Raw genomic sequence first — 16,123 nt, 5'->3', positions numbered from 1 at the left:
GGCCTAGAAACCGGGGCCGATGGCCTCGCTGTGCACATTCTCGCGGACGGGCCGGACGGGTTGGGACTCCTGGGATCCCGCCAGTTTCACCGGCCGCGCGAGCTGAGTGGGGGCGGTGCGCCCGCGCAGCTCGACCACCTCGCCCACGTCCCAGCACAGGGCCTCGGCGTCCAGTGCGCCGCTGACCGCGATCGCCGACGCCAGCACGTGGCCGGGCTCGAGCTTGGCCAGCTCGGTGAGCCGGGCGGCCTCGTTGACCGGGTCGCCGATCACCGTGTACTCGAAGCGGGCCTGCGCGCCGATGTGCCCGGCGATGGCCCGGCCCGCCGACACCCCGATCCCGAACTCCGCCGACCCGATCACCGGCAGGAGCTCGTCGTGCAGTTCGCGGGCGGCGGCGAGCGCGCCGCCCGAAGCGTCGGGGTGTTCGATCGGCGCGCCGAAGATCGCCAGCGCGGCGTCGCCCTGGAACTTGTTCACGAAACCGCCGTGCTTGCCGACGGTTTCGACCACCACCCGGAAGAACTCGTTGAGCAGGAGGACCACCTCGGCGGGCGGCCGCGTCGCGGCGAGCTTGGTCGAGCCGACCAGGTCGACGAACAGGACCGCGACGTGGCGCTCCTGACCGCCCAACTCGGTGCCGCGCTCCAGCGCCCGGCGGGCGACGTCCTCGCCGACGTAGCGACCGAACAGGTCACGCAGCCGCTGCCGCTCCGACAGGTCGCGCACCATGTCGTTGAAGCCGGCCTGCAGCAGGCCCAGCTCGCTGGCGTCGTAGATCTGCATGTGCGCGTTGTAGTTTCCGCGCTGCACCTCCGACAGTGCCCAGCGCAGCTGGCGCAGCGGGTCGGCGATCGACATGGCCACCAGCAGGGTGCTCACGAAGCCGATGCCCAGCGCCGCCAGCGCCAGCAACAGGATGGGGGTGAACAGCTTCTCCGGCGTGGCGTGCAGCAGGGACGCCTTGTCCGCCATCACCGCGAGCACGATGGCCAGCACCGGGACGGCGGTGGACAGCATCCACGTCAGGATCTGCCGCAGGATCACGCCGGGCGCCTTCACGTTCTCGGGCACGCCGCTGCGCAGGGCCGCCACGGCCACCGGCCGCAGCACCCGCTCGGACTGCAGGTAGCCGATGATCGCGGTCGCCGCGGCGCCGAGCGCGGTGGAGACGGCCACGACGGGCGCGGCGAACCGGGCCACCGACCAGCTGGCGATGATGAACACCACGCCGCCGATGCACCAGGCGGCCATGCTGATGAGCGTCCGGTAGAACGGCATTCGCAGGGCACGGCTGCGGGCCAGCTCGGTGGCGGCCGGGTCGGCCTCGGCGAGCAGGTTGTCGCGGCGCTGCCAGCGGAAGACCGGCATCAGCAGCTTCAGGTTCACCATCCAGCCGGCCAGGAACAACACCACCAGGGCCGTCCCGAAGACGGCGAGGTTGAGGACCGGCAGATCCTGCAGCTGGATGCGATCCTCGGGGGGCAGCGCGTAGCGCAGGAAGCCGAGCACGAACAGGGCGCCGATGATGTCGGCCTGCAGCATGCTCAGCGAGAACAGCGGCCACGGGGTACGCACCACCCACCGGACGAATGCGCTGATCCGCCCGGGCAGTGCTCCCGGTGTTGCCACGATCCCACCGTATCGGTCGGCAGGGACTTGTCGGAAACTTACAACGATCTCCGGCCGCCCCGATCCGGGCCGAAAAGCGACGAAATGTCACGGCATTGTCGCGATACGGTGGCCGATCGGTATCTGTCGGCGATGGTGGTTACTGTTACCGGTGATGTCCGGGGTGTTTACGCGGCTGGTAGGCCAGGACGTGGTGACCGCCGAATTGCTCGCCGCAGCCAGGGCGGCCCGCGGTGACCTGGTTCACAGCGATGCGGACCGCGGGACTATGACACATGCGTGGCTGATCACGGGTCCCCCGGGCTCGGGGCGTTCGGTCGCGGCGCTGTGCTTCGCGGCCGCGCTGCAGTGCACCTCCGACGGGGAACCCGGCTGCGGGCAATGCCGGGCGTGCACGACGACGATGGCCGGTACCCATGCCGACGTGCGCCGCGTGATCCCCGAAGGGCTGTCCATCGGGGTCGACGAGATGCGGGGCATCGTGCAGATCGCATCCCGGCGCCCGGCCACCGGGCACCGGCAGATCGTGGTCATCGAGGACGCCGACCGGCTGACCGAAGGCGCCGCCAACGCGCTGCTGAAGGTCGTGGAGGAGCCGCCGCCGTCGACGGTGTTCCTGTTGTGCGCGCCGTCGGTGGACCCGGAGGACATCTCCATCACGTTGCGGTCGCGCTGCCGGCACGTCGCGCTGGTCACCCCGCCCACGGAGGCGATCGCGCGCGTGCTGATCGACAGCGACGGCCTGACCCCCGAGACCGCGAACTGGGCGGCGTCGGTCAGCGGCGGCCACGTGGGCCGGGCGCGGCGGCTGGCGACCGATGCCGAGGCCCGCGCGCGCCGCGAGCGGGCGCTGGCGCTGGTGCGGGACGCCGCGACGCCGTCGCGGGCCTATGCCGCCGCCGAGGAACTGGTGGCCGCGGCCGAAGCGGAGGCCGTGGTGCTCACCGCGGACCGTGCCGAGGCCGAGACCGAGGAGCTGCGGACGGCGCTGGGCGCCGGTGGCACCGGCAAGGGCACCGCCGGGGCAATGCGCGGTGCCACGGGCGCGATGAAAGACCTCGAACGGCGGCAGAAGTCGCGTCAGACGCGGGCCTCGCGCGACGCCCTGGACCGGGCGCTGATCGACCTGGCGACCTATTTCCGCGACGCGCTCATGGTCTCGGCGGGCGCGGGGTCGGTGCGGCCGAACCATCCCGACATGGCCGACCGGGTGGCGGCCCTGGCCGCCCATGCCCCGCCGCCGCGCCTGCTGCGCTGCATCGAGGCGGTCCTTCAGTGCCGCGAGGCGTTGGCGATGAACGTCAAGCCCAAATTCGCCGTGGACGCCATGGTGGCCACCTTTGGCCAAGAACTGCGCGATTGATTTCGTCGTGTCCCGTCCGCTGCCGTAGACTCGTGCCGCCCGGCATGAGGGTGCGCCGCCTTAGCTCAGTCGGTAGAGCGATTCACTCGTAATGAATAGGTCGGGGGTTCGATTCCCCCAGGCGGCTCCACATCTTTCTCTTCGCCGAGTGCGGAGCCGGCCGCACACTCGGCGGGGGGTCAGGCCGGCGCCAGGAAACCCACCGGACCCGACGCGAGGCACAACGCCAGCGCGGTCGTGTTGGCGCGCACGGTGATCGCGTCCCCGGCCCCGGGCAGCCGGGCGAAGACCCGGTTGAGCCCCGGGTGCACCGGCACCTTGACGCCGGGTCCCTGCGTCATCGACAGCGTCATCGTTCCCTCGCTGTTGGCCAGGTAGTTGAGTTCGACGCTCCAGTCGGCGGGCAGCAGCGGCCCGTCGAGGACCAGGCGCGCCGGCTTGTCCGGCTGCGCGAAATAACCGCACTGCGGCATCGGCCCCGGCACGATGGTCCGCACCCAGGTCACCCGCGCCTTGACCAGGTGACCGGAGCTGTCCAACATCCGCAATTGCGTTGTGGCCGGGGCGAATTCGGGCCTGTCCCGCAGCAGGGCAAACATGTGGCTGGCCAAATTCTCCGGCGCCGCCACCCGTTGCAGCACCAGCGGGTCGACCTCCTGGTCCAGCAGCGGCGCCGTCGACGCCGCGTGCGCCGCGGCCAGATCGGCCTGGGCGTTCTGTAGATAGCGCTGGGCCGGGTTGTCCTGCCAGCTGGTCAGAAACGTCGCCGTCGAGTAGAGGCTGCTGGCCACGAACAGCGCCGCCACAGCCAGCGTCACCGCGGTGCGTCTGGGCGAGGCGTCCAGCCAGCTCGGCCCGGCCGGCCGGTTCGGCGCGCAGAACGCGACGGCGGCCAGCAGCGCCAGCACGAAGACGAGATCCGGAAAATAGCGCAGGGTTTGGGCGAGTTCCAGCGCGGTCTGCTTCGACGAGCGCATGAGATAGATCGGCACCTGGCAGGCGACGGCGTACCCGGCCGCCGTCAGCCACACCGCCCCGACGCGCTGCTTGCGCAGCAGCGACACCACCAGCGCGCCGGCCAGCGCCAGCCAGCCGAGGGCCATCACCGACGGCGGGGGCGTCGCCCACGGCGAGGCCGGCGCCCACCGGTCCCAGTGCCACGGGCCGCCGGCCAGCCCCGGGACGATGCCGTGCGTGACCGACCGCACCAGCAGCTCGGACGTCATCGCCAGGTCGGAACTCCACCGCCGCTGATTCACCACGGCCAGATAGAGCGCGATCCAGCCGACGGTCAACACGAGCGTCGCGACCCACAGCCGCACACCCGCCCGCCACACCGTCGCCAGCGCCGCTCGGTCACCCTGGACGTGGCGCAGCAGCGCCGCCACCGCGAAGGCGACGAACGGGATGACCGCCGCCTTCTCGAAGAACAGCAGCCCGCCGAGATAGACCAGCGTCCCGGTGACCGCGTAGCGCCGGTCGCCGGTCCGCACCAACAGGACGGCGTCGGCGCACACCCAGGCCAGCGCGGCCAGCATGGGCAGCGAGTTCAGCGCCGCGGCCCACCACGCGAACCCCGGCACGGCCAGCGGCGTGAACAGCGCGAACGTCAGCGGGACCAGCAGCACCGGCCGCCAGCCGAGGATGACGTACAGGGCGCGCAGCAGCGCCAGCGAGGCCAGCAGCTGCAGCACCACCAGGCTGATCGCCGGCCAGGTCCAATTCAGGGGAGCCAGCCGGACGATGGCGCCGCCGAGCAGGAAGGCGCCCGGCATGACGTGGCCGTCGTGGTCGTCGAACAGGTACGCCGGCGAGAGCAGGTTGTGGGTGCCGGCCTTGCCGATGAGGATCAGGTCGTCCCAGTAGAAGTAGCCCCCGAACGCCAGCGTCGCGCGAATTCCCAGCGCAATGGCGATCAGCGCGACGGCCGCGGCCACTATGTATGGTGGGCCGGTGCGCGTACTGGTCACCGGGGCAGCCGGATTCATCGGGTCGACGCTAGTCGACCGTCTGCTGGCCGACGGCCACACGGTGGTGGGGCTCGACAACTTCGCCACCGGCCGCGCGACCAACATCGAACACCTGGCCGGCGATCCGGGGTTCGTGTTCGTCGAGGCGGACATCGTCGACGCCGATCTGCGGGCCATCCTCGACGAGCACCGGCCCGAGGTGGTGTTCCACCTGGCGGCCCAGATCGACGTGCGGCACTCGGTGGCCGATCCGCAGTTCGACGCCTCGGTCAACGTCGTCGGCACGGTGCGTCTCGCCGAGGCGGCGCGGCTGGCCGGGGTGCGCAAGGTCGTGCACACCTCGTCGGGCGGGTCCATCTACGGCACCCCGACGCAATACCCGACGCCGGAGACCGTGCCCACCGACCCGGCCTCGCCGTACGCCGCCGGAAAGGTGGCCGGCGAGATCTACCTGAACACCTTCCGCCACCTCTACGGAATGGACTGCTCACACATCGCCCCGGCCAACGTCTACGGCCCCCGCCAGGACCCGCACGGCGAGGCCGGCGTGGTCGCGATCTTCGCCCAGGCGCTGCTATCGGGTAAGCCCACCAAGGTGTTCGGCGACGGCGGCAAGACCCGCGACTACGTGTTCGTCGACGACGTGGTGGACGCCTTCGTCAAAGCTGCCGGGGAGGCGGGTGGCGGGCAGCGCTTCAACGTGGGCACCGGCATCGAAACGTCGGACCGGCAACTGCATTCGGCGGTGGCGGCGGCCGTCGGGGGGCCCGACGACCCGGAGTTTCATCCGGATCGCCTGGGCGACCTGAGGCGGTCCTGCCTCGACATCGGTTTGGCCGAACGGGTTTTGGGGTGGCGGCCGCGGGTCCGGCTCGACGACGGCGTGCGCCGCACGGTCGAGTACTTCCGCAACGCCCAGACGGTCTAGCGCGGTTCGGCGGGCTCCTGGGCGCCCTCGAGGGCGACCGCCCGGGCGAGGCGCGCGTAGCGCAGCTCCAGGTCCTTGAACCGCATGTAGGTGCTGAGCGTGGTGAAGCAGAACGCCATGACCAGCGCGTAGAGCATCAGGTCGGTGCCGCGGCGCACCCCGAACCAATTCGCCACGACCGTGGTGTCGTCGGGGCGCAGCACGGCGTAGACACCGGCCAGCACGAAGACGACGTAGCCGACCTTGACCCACGCCTTGGACCGTGAGTTCCTGCGGGACCGCAGCAGGTACACCAGTAGTGCGACGATCGAGCCGATCAGCAGCACCTGGATCCAGTTCATCTTTCGGTCCTTTTCATCTCGGAATCCTCCCTCGCAGGAACCCGTCGAAGATGATGTTGACGCCGTTGAGCAGCGGCTGCCCCTTCGACTTCGAGTAATCGGTGTAGAGCACCTCGACCGGTTGTTCGACGACGCGCCAATGGTTTTCGGCGATCAGCATGATGAACTCGTTGGCGTGGCTCATGCCGCTCATGGTGATGTCCAGCCCGTCGGCGACCTTCTTGTTGAACACCCGCAGCCCATTGTTGGTGTCGGTCAAGCCAAGTCGGCGACCGCGCCGGCTCAGCCGCGCGGCGGTCTGCAGCACCACCCGCTTGACGAACGGCGGCCGGGTGCCCCGGTGCGCGCCGAACCGGGTCCCGATGACGACGTCGACGCCCTCGGCGCAGAGCCGGTCGACCATCGCCGCCAGGTCCTTGACCCGATGCTGCCCGTCGCCGTCGAAGGTGGCGAACACCTGCGCCCCAGGCTGTTTGCGGGCGTACTCGACGCCGGTCTGGATGGCCGCCCCCTGCCCCAGGTTGATCGGGTGGCGCACCAGGTGGGCGCCGGCGCTCCTGGCGATCTCGCCCGTGCCGTCGGTGCTCCCGTCATCCACGCAGACGACATTGTCGAAGACCGAGCGCACATCGGCGACCACCTCGCCGATGACGGTGGCTTCGTTGAAGGCGGGGATGACGACCCAGGCGCCGGGGTATTTGGCTGCAGTGTCCATTCAAGCCCAAAAGGTACACGCGATCAGCCGGTGAGGCGGTCGGCGCGCGCCAGCGCCACCAGATGAACGGCGATTCCGACCAACGGGCCGCACAACAGGCCGACCACGGTGCGCGTCTGCAGGGGCAACGGCAACAGCAGCAACAATCCCGACGCCACCGTGGCGCCGACCCAGCCCAGCGAGTACGCCCGGTGAAGCGCCGCCGCTACCGCGCCGGTGCCGGTCAGCGTCAGCATGGCGATCGCCACCGCGGCCGCGGTCAACCAGGCCAGCAGCGCACCGCTGGCCTGGTACTGCGGCCCGAAGGCCACCCGCAGCAGCCACGGGCCCACGACCCCGGCCGCCACCACCCCCACCGCGCCGACGCCGCCGACGATCCCGGCCGGGGCGATCAGGGCACGAACCCGGTCGGTGCGCGCGTCGACGAAATGCGCGATCAGGTTGCCCTGCATGGCCATCAGCGGCACCAGCAGCGGCGCCCGCGTCAGCGTCACGGCGAGGATGATCACCCCGCCTTCGGCCCCCAGCTCGTTACTGGTCAGCTTCAACAAGACGGGAAAGCCCATCACCAGGATCGCGTTCGCGCCGGCGGCGGTGATCGAATGGGCGGCCCCGCGCAGGAAGGTCGCCGCGCCACCGGGCGTCAGCAGGCGGGCGGCGGCCCGCGCCGACGGCGAGGCCACCAGCATGATCAGCCAGGCGACCGCGCCCGCGACCGTGGCCCACAGGAAGCCGACCAGGCGCCAGCCGAGCACGACGGTGGCCGCGGCGACCGTCACCCGGATGACCGCGTCGGTCACCATCAGCGCCCCGTACCCGGTCCACCGATCGGTGCCGGCCAGCATGCCCAGCAAGGTGGCGTGCACGCAGAACCCGGCCAGCCCGACGCTGAGCAGCGCCACCGACAGCCAGCGTTCCTCGACGAACACCCGCCCGCTCCACAGCGGCGAGCTGCCTACGATCGCGACGGCCGCACCCACGCCGACCAGCATCGCGACCCGCAGCGGGTGGGTTCGCGGTTGGTCCGCGCCAGGCGACGCCGCCGAGAGGTGCCGGGTCGAGCGCACCTCCCGGGTGGTCTCCTGCATCATCCCGAAAGCGGCGCCGGTGGCCAGGCCGAACGCCCCCCAGAACACCCCGAACACCGAAAAGCCGCCCGGGGCCAGGTCACGGGCCGCCAGGTAGATCACCGCGTAGCCGCACAAGGCCGTCACGGCCGTCGCGGTGGCGACCCGGGCCACGCTGCCGCGCGTGGTCGGACCGGTGCCGGTGGGGGCTTGGGTACCGCCGACTTCGGGCATCGCCACAATCTGTAAATAGTAGGTGGCCGTGGACGCCCGCCTGCGGCGGCGACCGGGGTTCGCTATCGTGAGCGGCTGTCGGAAAGGATCCATGGCCGCCTTGCGCATCTTCGGGATCTCGCTGGTGCTCACCGTGGCGGCCCTTGCGCTCGGGTACGCCCACGGCGGGCTCAATGCGCTGCTTCTACTGCTAGCCCTGGGGCTGCTCGAGATCTCGCTATCGTTCGACAACGCCATCATCAACGCCGCCATCCTGAAACAGATGAGCCCGTTCTGGCGGCAGATGTTTCTGACCGTCGGGGTACTCGTCGCCGTGTTCGGGATGCGGCTGATTTTTCCGCTGGTCATCGTCTGGGCCACCGCGGGCCTCGACCCCGTTCGCGCGATGGAGCTGGCGCTCCATCCGCCGCCGCACGGCGCGCTGGAATTTCCCGACGGCTCGCCCAGCTACGAAAAGCTGATCGTCGCCGCGCATCCGCAGATCGCGGCGTTCGGCGGGACGTTCTTGTTGATGCTTTTTCTGGACTTCGTGTTCCACGACCGAGACATCAAGTGGCTCAAGTGGATCGAGATCCCATTCGCCCGCATCGGGCGGCTGGGTCAGGTGCCGGTGGCGGTGACCGCCGTCGCGCTGGTCCTGGTGGGCACCCGGTTGACGCACTCCGGCGACGAGCGCGCGACGGTGCTGACCGCCGGGCTGCTGGGTCTGGTGACGTATCTCCTCGTCAACGGCCTGAGCCGGGCGTTTCGGCCCCCGGGCCTCGAGGCGGCGTCGGCCGGCAAGGCGGTCGGCAAGGCCGGCCTGACGCTGTTCCTTTATCTCGAGGTCCTCGATGCCGCGTTCTCGTTCGACGGTGTCACCGGGGCCTTTGCGATCACCTCGGACCCAATCGTCATCGCGTTGGGACTCGGACTGGTGGGCTCGATGTTCGTCCGGTCCATCACGATCTTCCTGGTGAAGCAGGATGCGCTGGACCGCTACGTGTACCTCGAGCACGGCGCGCATTGGGCGATCGGGGTGCTGGCGGTGATCATGCTCGTGTCGATCGAACCGCGATTCGAGGTCCCCGACCCGGTCACCGCGTCGGTGGGGGTGGTGTTCATCGGGGCGGCGCTGGGCTGGAGCGTGCTCCGCAATCGGCGCCACGCCAAGGCCGCCGCGTCGTCGGCGGTTTAGGCCTCGATCTGGCCGGCGATGCGCCGTTCGATGCCGGCCCGCGCGGGGGCCGGCAGCACGATCAAGCCGTCCAGTTCTTTGCTCGCCCGCGCGTAGGCATTCTGTCGCTCCTCGCGGGTGGCCGCGTCGTCCTGCGCCAAATGCAACAAGCTTTGGGCCCGCCCCATCCGTTGTTGCTCGTCGGCCGAGAAGTCGCTGCGACGGCGGCGAATCGCCTCGGCCTCGGCGATCTCGAAGGCGCTGATGTACTCATGGACGGCGTCGCGGTATTCCACGAGCGCGTCCCGGTTGCCGAGGAGCCCCTCGGGCGGTTCCGGCCGCAGCAGGTCCGCGTGCCGCTTCGCCCGATGGAACGCGATGGTCAGCGGAGCCCGCATGTCGGTCATCATCGGAAAGTCCAGCAGTCGCGCGATATCGACTTCATAGTCGAACCACCGGGCGTCGGTACGGTCATGTGCCGCAACGAGTTTGGCGATCTCGCGCCGGTCGGTTCCCTCGTTGGTCCGCGCCCGGCCGGATGCCTCGGCCACCGCGATCTTGGCTTGCTGCTTCAGCCGGTACCGTTCCAGCCGGCGCTCGGCCCGCCGCTCGTTCGCGGCGGCAATGGCCCGAAGCCCTCCGCCGATCGCACCGCCCAGCGGAAAAACCAGCCACCAGAAGTTGGCGGCGAAATGCCACACAGGGGTCACCTCGCCAGGATGCCACCGGAAATCGGCGCGCGGTTACGCCGCGAGCGTCAATGCGGTCAGTGCCCGCCCGCCTTGAAGCGTTCCACCGAGCGCTGCACCTCCGCTTCGGCCTCCGCGCGGCCGACCCAGTCGGCGGCCTTGACGAACTTGCCCGGCTCCAGGTCCTTGTAGTGCACGAAGAAGTGCTTGATGACGTCGAGCTCGAACTCGGGGACGTCCGCGATGTCCTGGACGTGGTCCCAGCGGTGGTCGCCGGCCGGCACGCACAGGACTTTGTCGTCGCCGCCCTTCTCGTCGGTCATCCGGAACATGCCCACCGGGCGCGCCTCGACGATGACGCCGGGGAACACCGACTGCGGCAGCAGCACCATCGCGTCCAGCGGGTCGCCGTCTTCGCCGAGGGTGTCCTCGATGAAGCCGTAGTCCGTCGGGTAGCCCATCGAGGTGTAGAGGTAACGGTCCAGCCGCACCCGTCCGGTCTCGTGGTCGACCTCGTACTTGTTCCGCTGGCCTTTCAGGATCTCGATGGTGACGTCGAATTCCACCGCGTCGGCTCCTTTTCTGGGTAGGCAGGTCAATTTTGCTCTGTTACACCCTAGTCGAGCGCATTCCGGCCGATTCGGCAGAATGGCTTCAGAGAGTCAGGAGAGCGATGGGTTTCACTCGCTGGCAAAAATCCACCCATGTGTTCGTCGGGTTGGCCGTGCTGGCGTTTGTCGCCGCCGTGGTGGCGGCGGCGACGTTTTTCACCTCCGCGGGGCATGGGGGCATCAATGCGCACGCGCCCATACCGCCTCCGCACGCGCCGCCGGTCAAGCCGGGAATGGTCCCGGTCAGCGACACCGCCGAGACGCCCAGCCCCGCCGGGGTTACGGCGGCGCTGTCGGCCATCGCTGCCGATCCGAACCTGGGCAGGCTGGGTGGCCGGGTCACCGACGCCATCACCGGCAAAGAGCTCTGGCAGGTGGCCGACGACATGCCGCTCGTGCCGGCCTCGACCAACAAGGTGCTCACGGCGGCCGCGGCCCTGCTGACCCTGGACCGGCAGGCCCGAATCAGCACCCGGGTGGTGGCCGGCAGCCAGAACGCGCAGGGGCCCGTCGTGCTCGTCGGCGCCGGCGACCCGGTGCTGTCGGCGGCACCGCCCGGCGTGGATACCTGGTACCGCGGGTCGGCCCGGCTCAGTGACCTCGTCGAGCAGATCCGCCGCAGCGGCGTGACGCCGACCGCGGTGCAGGTGGACACCTCGGCGTTCAGCGGGCCGACGATGGCGCAGGGCTGGGATCCCGCCGACGTCGACAACGGCGACATCGCGCCGATCGAATCGGTGATGATCGACGCCGGGCGCATCCAGCCGAGCACGGTCAACTCCCGGCGGTCCCGGACGCCGGCGCTCGACGCCGGCCGGGAGCTGGCCAAGGCGCTGGGCCTGGACCCGGCGGCGGTGACGATCGCGACGGCTCCGTCCGGGGCGCGGCAGCTGGCCGTCGTGCAGTCGGCGCCGCTGGTCGAGCGGCTGTCCGAGATGATGGACCACTCCGACAACGTGATGGCCGAATGCATCGCCCGCGAGGTGGCGGCCGCAATCAACCGGCCGCGCAGCTTCGCGGGCGCGGCCGACGCGGTGACCAACCGGCTGAGCACCGCGCACGTCGACACGGGCGGCGTCGCGCTGATGGACTCCAGCGGGCTGTCGGTCGATGACCGGTTGACCGCCAAGACGCTCGACGGCGTGCTGCAGGCGGCGGCCGGACCCGACCAGCCGGCGCTGCGCGCGCTGCTGGATCTGCTGCCGATCGCCGCCGGCAGTGGGACGTTGGGCGACCGCTTCACCGACGCGGCCTCCAATCAGGGGCCGGCCGGCTGGCTGCGTGCGAAGACCGGATCGCTGACCGCCGTCAACGCCCTGGCCGGGGTGGTCACCGACCGCAGCGGACGGGTGCTCACGTTCGCCTTCATCTCCAACGCCGCCGGACCCAACGGCCGCAACGTGATGGACGCGCTGGCCACCAAGCTGTGGTCGTGCGGGTGCTCATGAGCGCGTCCTCGGAGCTGACACTCGGTACCGCCGTCGACTGGGGCTTCGCCGCCACCGTCGGCCGGCGGTTGGCCCGGCCGGGGCCACCGTCGAGCGAATACACCCGCCGCCAGGTGATCGATGAGCTCACCAGGTCGGCCGCCAAGGCCGAACCGCCCGTTCGTGAGGTCACCGGGCTGGTGACCGACGGCGTCGTTCCCGCCGCCCGGATCGTCGACCGCCCGGAGTGGATCGCCGCGGCGGCGGAGTCGATGCGGGTGATGATGAACGGGGCCGAGAAGCCGCGGGGGTTCTTCACCGGCCGCGTCACCGGGGCGCAGACCGGGGCGGTGCTGGCGTTCGTCTCGTCGGGAATCCTCGGTCAGTACGACCCGTTCGCGGCCGCCAAAGAGGGCTGCCTGCTGCTGGTGTATCCGAACGTCATCGCCGTCGAGCGGCAACTGCGCGTCGAGCCCTCGGACTTCCGGTTGTGGGTCTGCCTGCACGAGGTGACCCACCGGGTGCAGTTCACCGCCAATCCGTGGTTGTCCGAGCACATGTCCCGGACGCTGTCCGTATTGACGCGGGACGCCGGAGAAGACGTCGCGCAGGTGGCGAGCAGGCTCGCCGATTACGTCCGCAACCGCGGCAACGGAGTGGCCGACGGCGGCTCGTCGGGAATCGTCGGCCTGGTGCGCGCGGTGCAGTCCGAGCCGCAGCGGCAGGCGCTCGATCGGCTGCTGGTGCTCGGCACGCTGCTGGAAGGCCACGCCGACCACGTGATGGATGCGGTGGGGCCCATGGTGGTGCCGTCGGTGACCACCATCCGGCGCCGGTTCGACGAGCGCCGCAACCGCAAGCAACCGCCCCTGCAGCGGCTGGTGCGGGCCCTGCTGGGCCTCGACGCCAAGCTCAGCCAGTACACGCGAGGCAAGGCGTTCGTCGACCACGTGGTGGGGCGGGTCGGCATGGAGCGATTCAACGCCATCTGGACCGGGCCCGAGACGCTGCCCGTGCCCGCTGAGATCGAGGAACCCCAGCGATGGATCGACCGGGTGCTGTAGGGCAGCTGCGCGCGGCTGTCGAGGAGTTCATCAAGACGCATGTCGCCACGGCCGAGCAGTGGTGCGTGGCGCTGTCGGGTGGCCCGGATTCCCTGGCGTTGACCGCGGTGGCTGCCCAGCTGCGGCCCACCACCGCGGTGATCGTCGACCACGGCCTGCAACCCGATTCCGCCGCCGTCGCGGAGGCCGCGCGAGCGCAGGCCCTCAGCCTGGGATGTGTTGCGGCGCAAGTTGTTCGGGTGCACGTGGGTAACAAGGGCGGACCCGAGGCCGCCGCCCGCGCCGCCCGCTACGCCGCCTTGAGCGCGTACCACGCCGGCCCGGTGCTGCTGGCCCACACACTCGACGACCAGGCGGAGACCGTGCTGCTCGGGCTGGGCCGCGGGTCGGGCGTGCGGTCGATCGCCGGGATGCGGGCGTACGACTCGCCGTGGGGCCGGCCGCTGTTGGGGGTGCGGCGCGCCGTGACCCATGCCGCGTGCCGCGAGCTGGGCCTGACCGCGTGGCAGGATCCGCACAACACCGACCGCCGCTTCACCCGGACCCGGCTGCGCCTCGAGGTGCTGCCGCTGCTGGAGGATGTGCTGGGCGGCGGGGTGGCCGAGGCGCTGGCCCGCACGGCGACGGCGCTGCGCGAGGACACCGAGCTCATCGACGCGCTCGCCGCCCAGGCGTTGCCCGAGGCGAAGGCGGGTGCGGGCCTGCAGACCCAGGCCCTGGCCGGGATGCCTGCCCCGGTGCGGCGCCGGGTGATCCGCGGCTGGCTCCTGGCGGGCGGCGCAACCGGCCTGACCGACAAGCAGATTCGCGGTGTCGACGCGCTTGTCACGGCCTGGCGCGGGCAGGGCGGGGTGGCGGTCGGTTCGGCCCTGCGCGACGAGCGGCTGATCGCGGGGCGGCGCGACGGCGTGCTGACCCTGTGGCGTGAACCGGTTGAAAAGCCCGACCGATAGCCGCAATACCGGGGTCGCCGTTGGTTTTTCGGCCGGTGGCGTGGCACTCTGTGGGCGTGGCCCAGATCTCCTCGGCGATCACCCCCGCGCAGCCCGTGGAGCTGTACCCGGGGGACATCAAGTCGGTTCTGCTGACCGCGGAGCAGATCCAGGCGCGAATCGCCGAACTCGGCGGCGAGATCGGCGGGCAATACCGCGACGTCATGACCGAGACCGGCCAGGATCTGCTGCTGATCACGGTGCTCAAGGGTGCTGTGATCTTTGTCACCGATCTGGCGCGGGCGATCCCGGTGCCCACCCAGTTCGAGTTCATGGCCGTGAGCTCCTATGGATCCTCGACCTCGTCGTCGGGCGTGGTGCGGATCCTCAAGGACTTGGACCGCGACATCCAGGGCCGCGACGTGCTGATCGTCGAGGACGTCGTGGACTCGGGGCTGACCCTGTCGTGGCTGCTGCGCAACCTCTCCAGTCGCCATCCGCGCTCGCTGCGCGTGTGCACGCTGCTGCGCAAGCCCGACGCGAAGGGCGCCAACGTCGACATCGCCTACGTGGGCTTCGACATCCCGAACGACTTCGTCGTGGGTTACGGCCTGGACTACGACGAGCGCTACCGCGACCTGTCGTACATCGGCACCCTGGACCCCAGGGTCTACCAGCAGTAGGCCCGCGCCCGGCTACGCCGCGCTTGCGATCGCCACGGGTTCGATGGTGGCGACCCGCAGCGCCCGGCTACGCCGCGCTTGCGATCGCCACGGGTTCGATGGTGGCGACCCGCCGCGCCCGGCTACGCCGCGCTTGCGATCGCCACGGGTTCGATGGTGGCGACCCGCCGCGCCGGCTACGCCGCGCTTGCGATCGCCACGGGTTCGATGGTGGCGACCCGCCGCGCCCGGCTACGCCGCGCTTGCGATCGCCACGGGTTCGATGGTGGCGACCCGCCGCGCCCGGCTACGCCGCGCTTGCGATCGCCACGTGTTCGATGGTGGCGACCCGCAGCGCCCGGCTACGCCGCGCTTGCGATCGCCACGGGTTCGATGGTGGCGACCCGCCGCGCCCGGCTACGCCGCGCTTGCGATCGCCACGGGTTCGATGGTGGCGACCCGCCGCGCCCGGCTACGCCGCGCTTGCGATCGCCACTAGTCCAGCTCCCACACGGCGGTCACCGAAAAGCTCACTGTCTGCTGGCCGGGTTCCAGCGGGACCGCGCTCGGCATGGCCCTCGGTGGCGCCGGCGGCCCGCCCGCCGTCGGCTCGGTGGCCTCCGAAATGGACAGCACCCTGCCCAGCCGGAGCCCGGACAGCTGGGCATACTGTTCGGCGCGGTTCTTGGCGTCGTTGAACGCTCGCGCGCGCGCATCCTTCACCAGCTGCGAGTCATCAGCGATGGAGTAGCTGACCGACTTGATCCGGGTGGCATCGCCGCCGGTGCCCACGATGAGGGCCAGCATCCGCGACGCCGCATCGGGCGGGTGGATCTTGACCGTGATGGCGTTGGTGGCGCGGTAACCGGTGATGGTCGCGGTGCCGTTGGGCTCGGGGTTGCTGAACTGCGGCTGCAGCGTGACCTCGGTGGTGCTGATGTCCTTGCGGTCGACCCCGGCGCCGGCTAGAGCGTTGATGACCGCTTGCTGACGGTCGTTGGTCTGGTTCATCGCAGCGGTCACGTCGGGCGCCGTGAATTCGATGCCGACGTCGGCGGTCAACGTGTCCGGGACGCCCTGGACTTGCCCCGACCCGAAGACGGTGACCTGACGGGGGTTGACCCCGGGCGAGGGCGCCGACGGCGGGGAATCGCAGGCCGACAGCGTGGCCGCCGCCAGCCCGGCGGCGGCCAAGGCGATCAACTTACGGGCAAATCTCGGGGCGTTCGTTGCGGCCGGCATGCCTGGCACCCTAGCCGCTCGGGACCCGCCGATGCTATGGGCTGGCCGCGGCAGCTCCCTTGCAGGGTTCCGACGATTCGAATATCGCTG

Annotated in this window: 15 protein-coding genes and 1 tRNA gene; 8 read left to right on the top strand and 8 right to left on the bottom strand. The window is 70.6% G+C overall.

Annotation, left to right across the window (positions count from 1 at the left end; genetic code table 11):
• Window positions 1-3: 3 nt before the first annotated feature.
• Window positions 4-1,680 carry an adenylate/guanylate cyclase domain-containing protein gene (locus tag G6N51_RS16920; protein ID WP_232078560.1) on the bottom strand — a complete coding sequence of 559 codons (1,677 nt, stop codon included), beginning with the start codon at window positions 1,678-1,680 and terminating at the stop codon, window positions 4-6.
• Between the two features lie 106 nt (window positions 1,681-1,786).
• On the opposite strand from G6N51_RS16920, the gene G6N51_RS16915 reads away from it, so the two are divergent.
• Both G6N51_RS16915 and G6N51_RS16910 read left to right on the top strand, forming a co-directional pair.
• Window positions 1,787-2,995 carry a DNA polymerase III subunit delta' gene (locus tag G6N51_RS16915; protein WP_083175954.1) on the top strand — a complete coding sequence of 403 codons (1,209 nt, stop codon included), beginning with the start codon at window positions 1,787-1,789 and terminating at the stop codon, window positions 2,993-2,995.
• Between the two features lie 54 nt (window positions 2,996-3,049).
• Window positions 3,050-3,125, top strand: a tRNA-Thr gene (locus G6N51_RS16910).
• 49 nt (window positions 3,126-3,174) lie between these two features.
• Here the strand turns inward: G6N51_RS16910 and G6N51_RS16905 are convergent.
• Window positions 3,175-4,983, bottom strand: coding sequence for a hypothetical protein (locus tag G6N51_RS16905; protein WP_167528588.1), 1,809 nt, complete (start codon window positions 4,981-4,983; stop codon window positions 3,175-3,177).
• On the opposite strand from G6N51_RS16905, the gene G6N51_RS16900 reads away from it, so the two are divergent.
• Window positions 4,949-5,893 carry an NAD-dependent epimerase/dehydratase family protein gene (locus G6N51_RS16900; RefSeq protein ID WP_163750732.1) on the top strand — a complete coding sequence of 315 codons (945 nt, stop codon included), beginning with the start codon at window positions 4,949-4,951 and terminating at the stop codon, window positions 5,891-5,893. The two genes, G6N51_RS16905 and G6N51_RS16900, sit on opposite strands and share 35 nt — an antisense overlap.
• On the opposite strand, the gene G6N51_RS16895 is transcribed toward G6N51_RS16900, so the two are convergent.
• From G6N51_RS16895 to G6N51_RS16885, 3 genes are read right to left on the bottom strand one after another with little or no spacing between them, the layout of a single operon-like run.
• Complete coding sequence (locus G6N51_RS16895) at window positions 5,890-6,234, bottom strand: DUF2304 domain-containing protein (protein WP_083175952.1); 345 nt, start codon at window positions 6,232-6,234, stop codon at window positions 5,890-5,892. The two genes, G6N51_RS16900 and G6N51_RS16895, sit on opposite strands and share 4 nt — an antisense overlap.
• Window positions 6,235-6,247: 13 nt before the next feature.
• Window positions 6,248-6,949, bottom strand: a complete 702-nt coding sequence (locus G6N51_RS16890) for a glycosyltransferase family 2 protein (protein ID WP_083175950.1) — start codon at window positions 6,947-6,949, stop codon at window positions 6,248-6,250.
• 23 nt (window positions 6,950-6,972) lie between these two features.
• The gene (locus G6N51_RS16885; RefSeq protein ID WP_083175948.1) at window positions 6,973-8,250 is read right to left on the bottom strand and encodes a hypothetical protein; all 1,278 of its coding nucleotides are present in this window, start codon (window positions 8,248-8,250) and stop codon (window positions 6,973-6,975) included.
• Between the two features lie 91 nt (window positions 8,251-8,341).
• Between G6N51_RS16885 and G6N51_RS16880 the strand changes: the two genes are divergently transcribed.
• Window positions 8,342-9,427: a DUF475 domain-containing protein gene (locus G6N51_RS16880; RefSeq protein ID WP_083175946.1), complete on the top strand. Its 1,086-nt coding sequence runs from the start codon at window positions 8,342-8,344 to the stop codon at window positions 9,425-9,427.
• Here G6N51_RS16880 and G6N51_RS16875 read toward each other — a convergent pair.
• A complete protein-coding gene (locus tag G6N51_RS16875; RefSeq protein WP_083175944.1) occupies window positions 9,424-10,116 on the bottom strand; it encodes a hypothetical protein in 693 nt (230 codons plus the stop codon). The genes G6N51_RS16880 and G6N51_RS16875 overlap by 4 nt on opposite strands.
• A 56-nt stretch (window positions 10,117-10,172) precedes the next feature.
• Window positions 10,173-10,661: an inorganic diphosphatase gene (locus tag G6N51_RS16870; protein WP_083175942.1), complete on the bottom strand. Its 489-nt coding sequence runs from the start codon at window positions 10,659-10,661 to the stop codon at window positions 10,173-10,175.
• A gap of 107 nt (window positions 10,662-10,768) precedes the next feature.
• Here G6N51_RS16870 and dacB point away from each other — a divergent pair, with 107 nt between their 5' ends.
• The 4 genes from dacB to hpt are packed head-to-tail and all read left to right on the top strand — an operon-like array spanning window position 10,769 to window position 14,812.
• Complete coding sequence (gene dacB, locus G6N51_RS16865; protein ID WP_142275251.1) at window positions 10,769-12,154, top strand: D-alanyl-D-alanine carboxypeptidase/D-alanyl-D-alanine endopeptidase; 1,386 nt, start codon at window positions 10,769-10,771, stop codon at window positions 12,152-12,154.
• Window positions 12,151-13,197, top strand: a complete 1,047-nt coding sequence (locus G6N51_RS16860) for a zinc-dependent metalloprotease (protein WP_083175964.1) — start codon at window positions 12,151-12,153, stop codon at window positions 13,195-13,197. The genes dacB and G6N51_RS16860 overlap by 4 nt, the downstream gene beginning before the upstream one ends.
• Entirely contained in the window at window positions 13,176-14,150 is a 975-nt protein-coding gene (gene tilS, locus G6N51_RS16855; RefSeq protein WP_083175940.1) for a tRNA lysidine(34) synthetase TilS, read from the top strand. The genes G6N51_RS16860 and tilS overlap by 22 nt, the downstream gene beginning before the upstream one ends.
• A 50-nt stretch (window positions 14,151-14,200) precedes the next feature.
• Window positions 14,201-14,812, top strand: a complete 612-nt coding sequence (gene hpt / locus G6N51_RS16850) for a hypoxanthine phosphoribosyltransferase (protein WP_083175938.1) — start codon at window positions 14,201-14,203, stop codon at window positions 14,810-14,812.
• A gap of 474 nt (window positions 14,813-15,286) precedes the next feature.
• Here hpt and G6N51_RS16840 read toward each other — a convergent pair whose 3' ends face one another.
• The gene (locus G6N51_RS16840; protein WP_083176213.1) at window positions 15,287-16,033 is read right to left on the bottom strand and encodes an SIMPL domain-containing protein; all 747 of its coding nucleotides are present in this window, start codon (window positions 16,031-16,033) and stop codon (window positions 15,287-15,289) included.
• Between the last annotated feature and the right edge of the window lie 90 nt (window positions 16,034-16,123).

The sequence above is a fragment of the Mycobacterium paraseoulense genome (assembly GCF_010731655.1).
Lineage (GTDB): Bacteria > Actinomycetota > Actinomycetes > Mycobacteriales > Mycobacteriaceae > Mycobacterium > Mycobacterium paraseoulense.
This window is presented reverse-complemented; position numbering and strand designations above follow the sequence as displayed.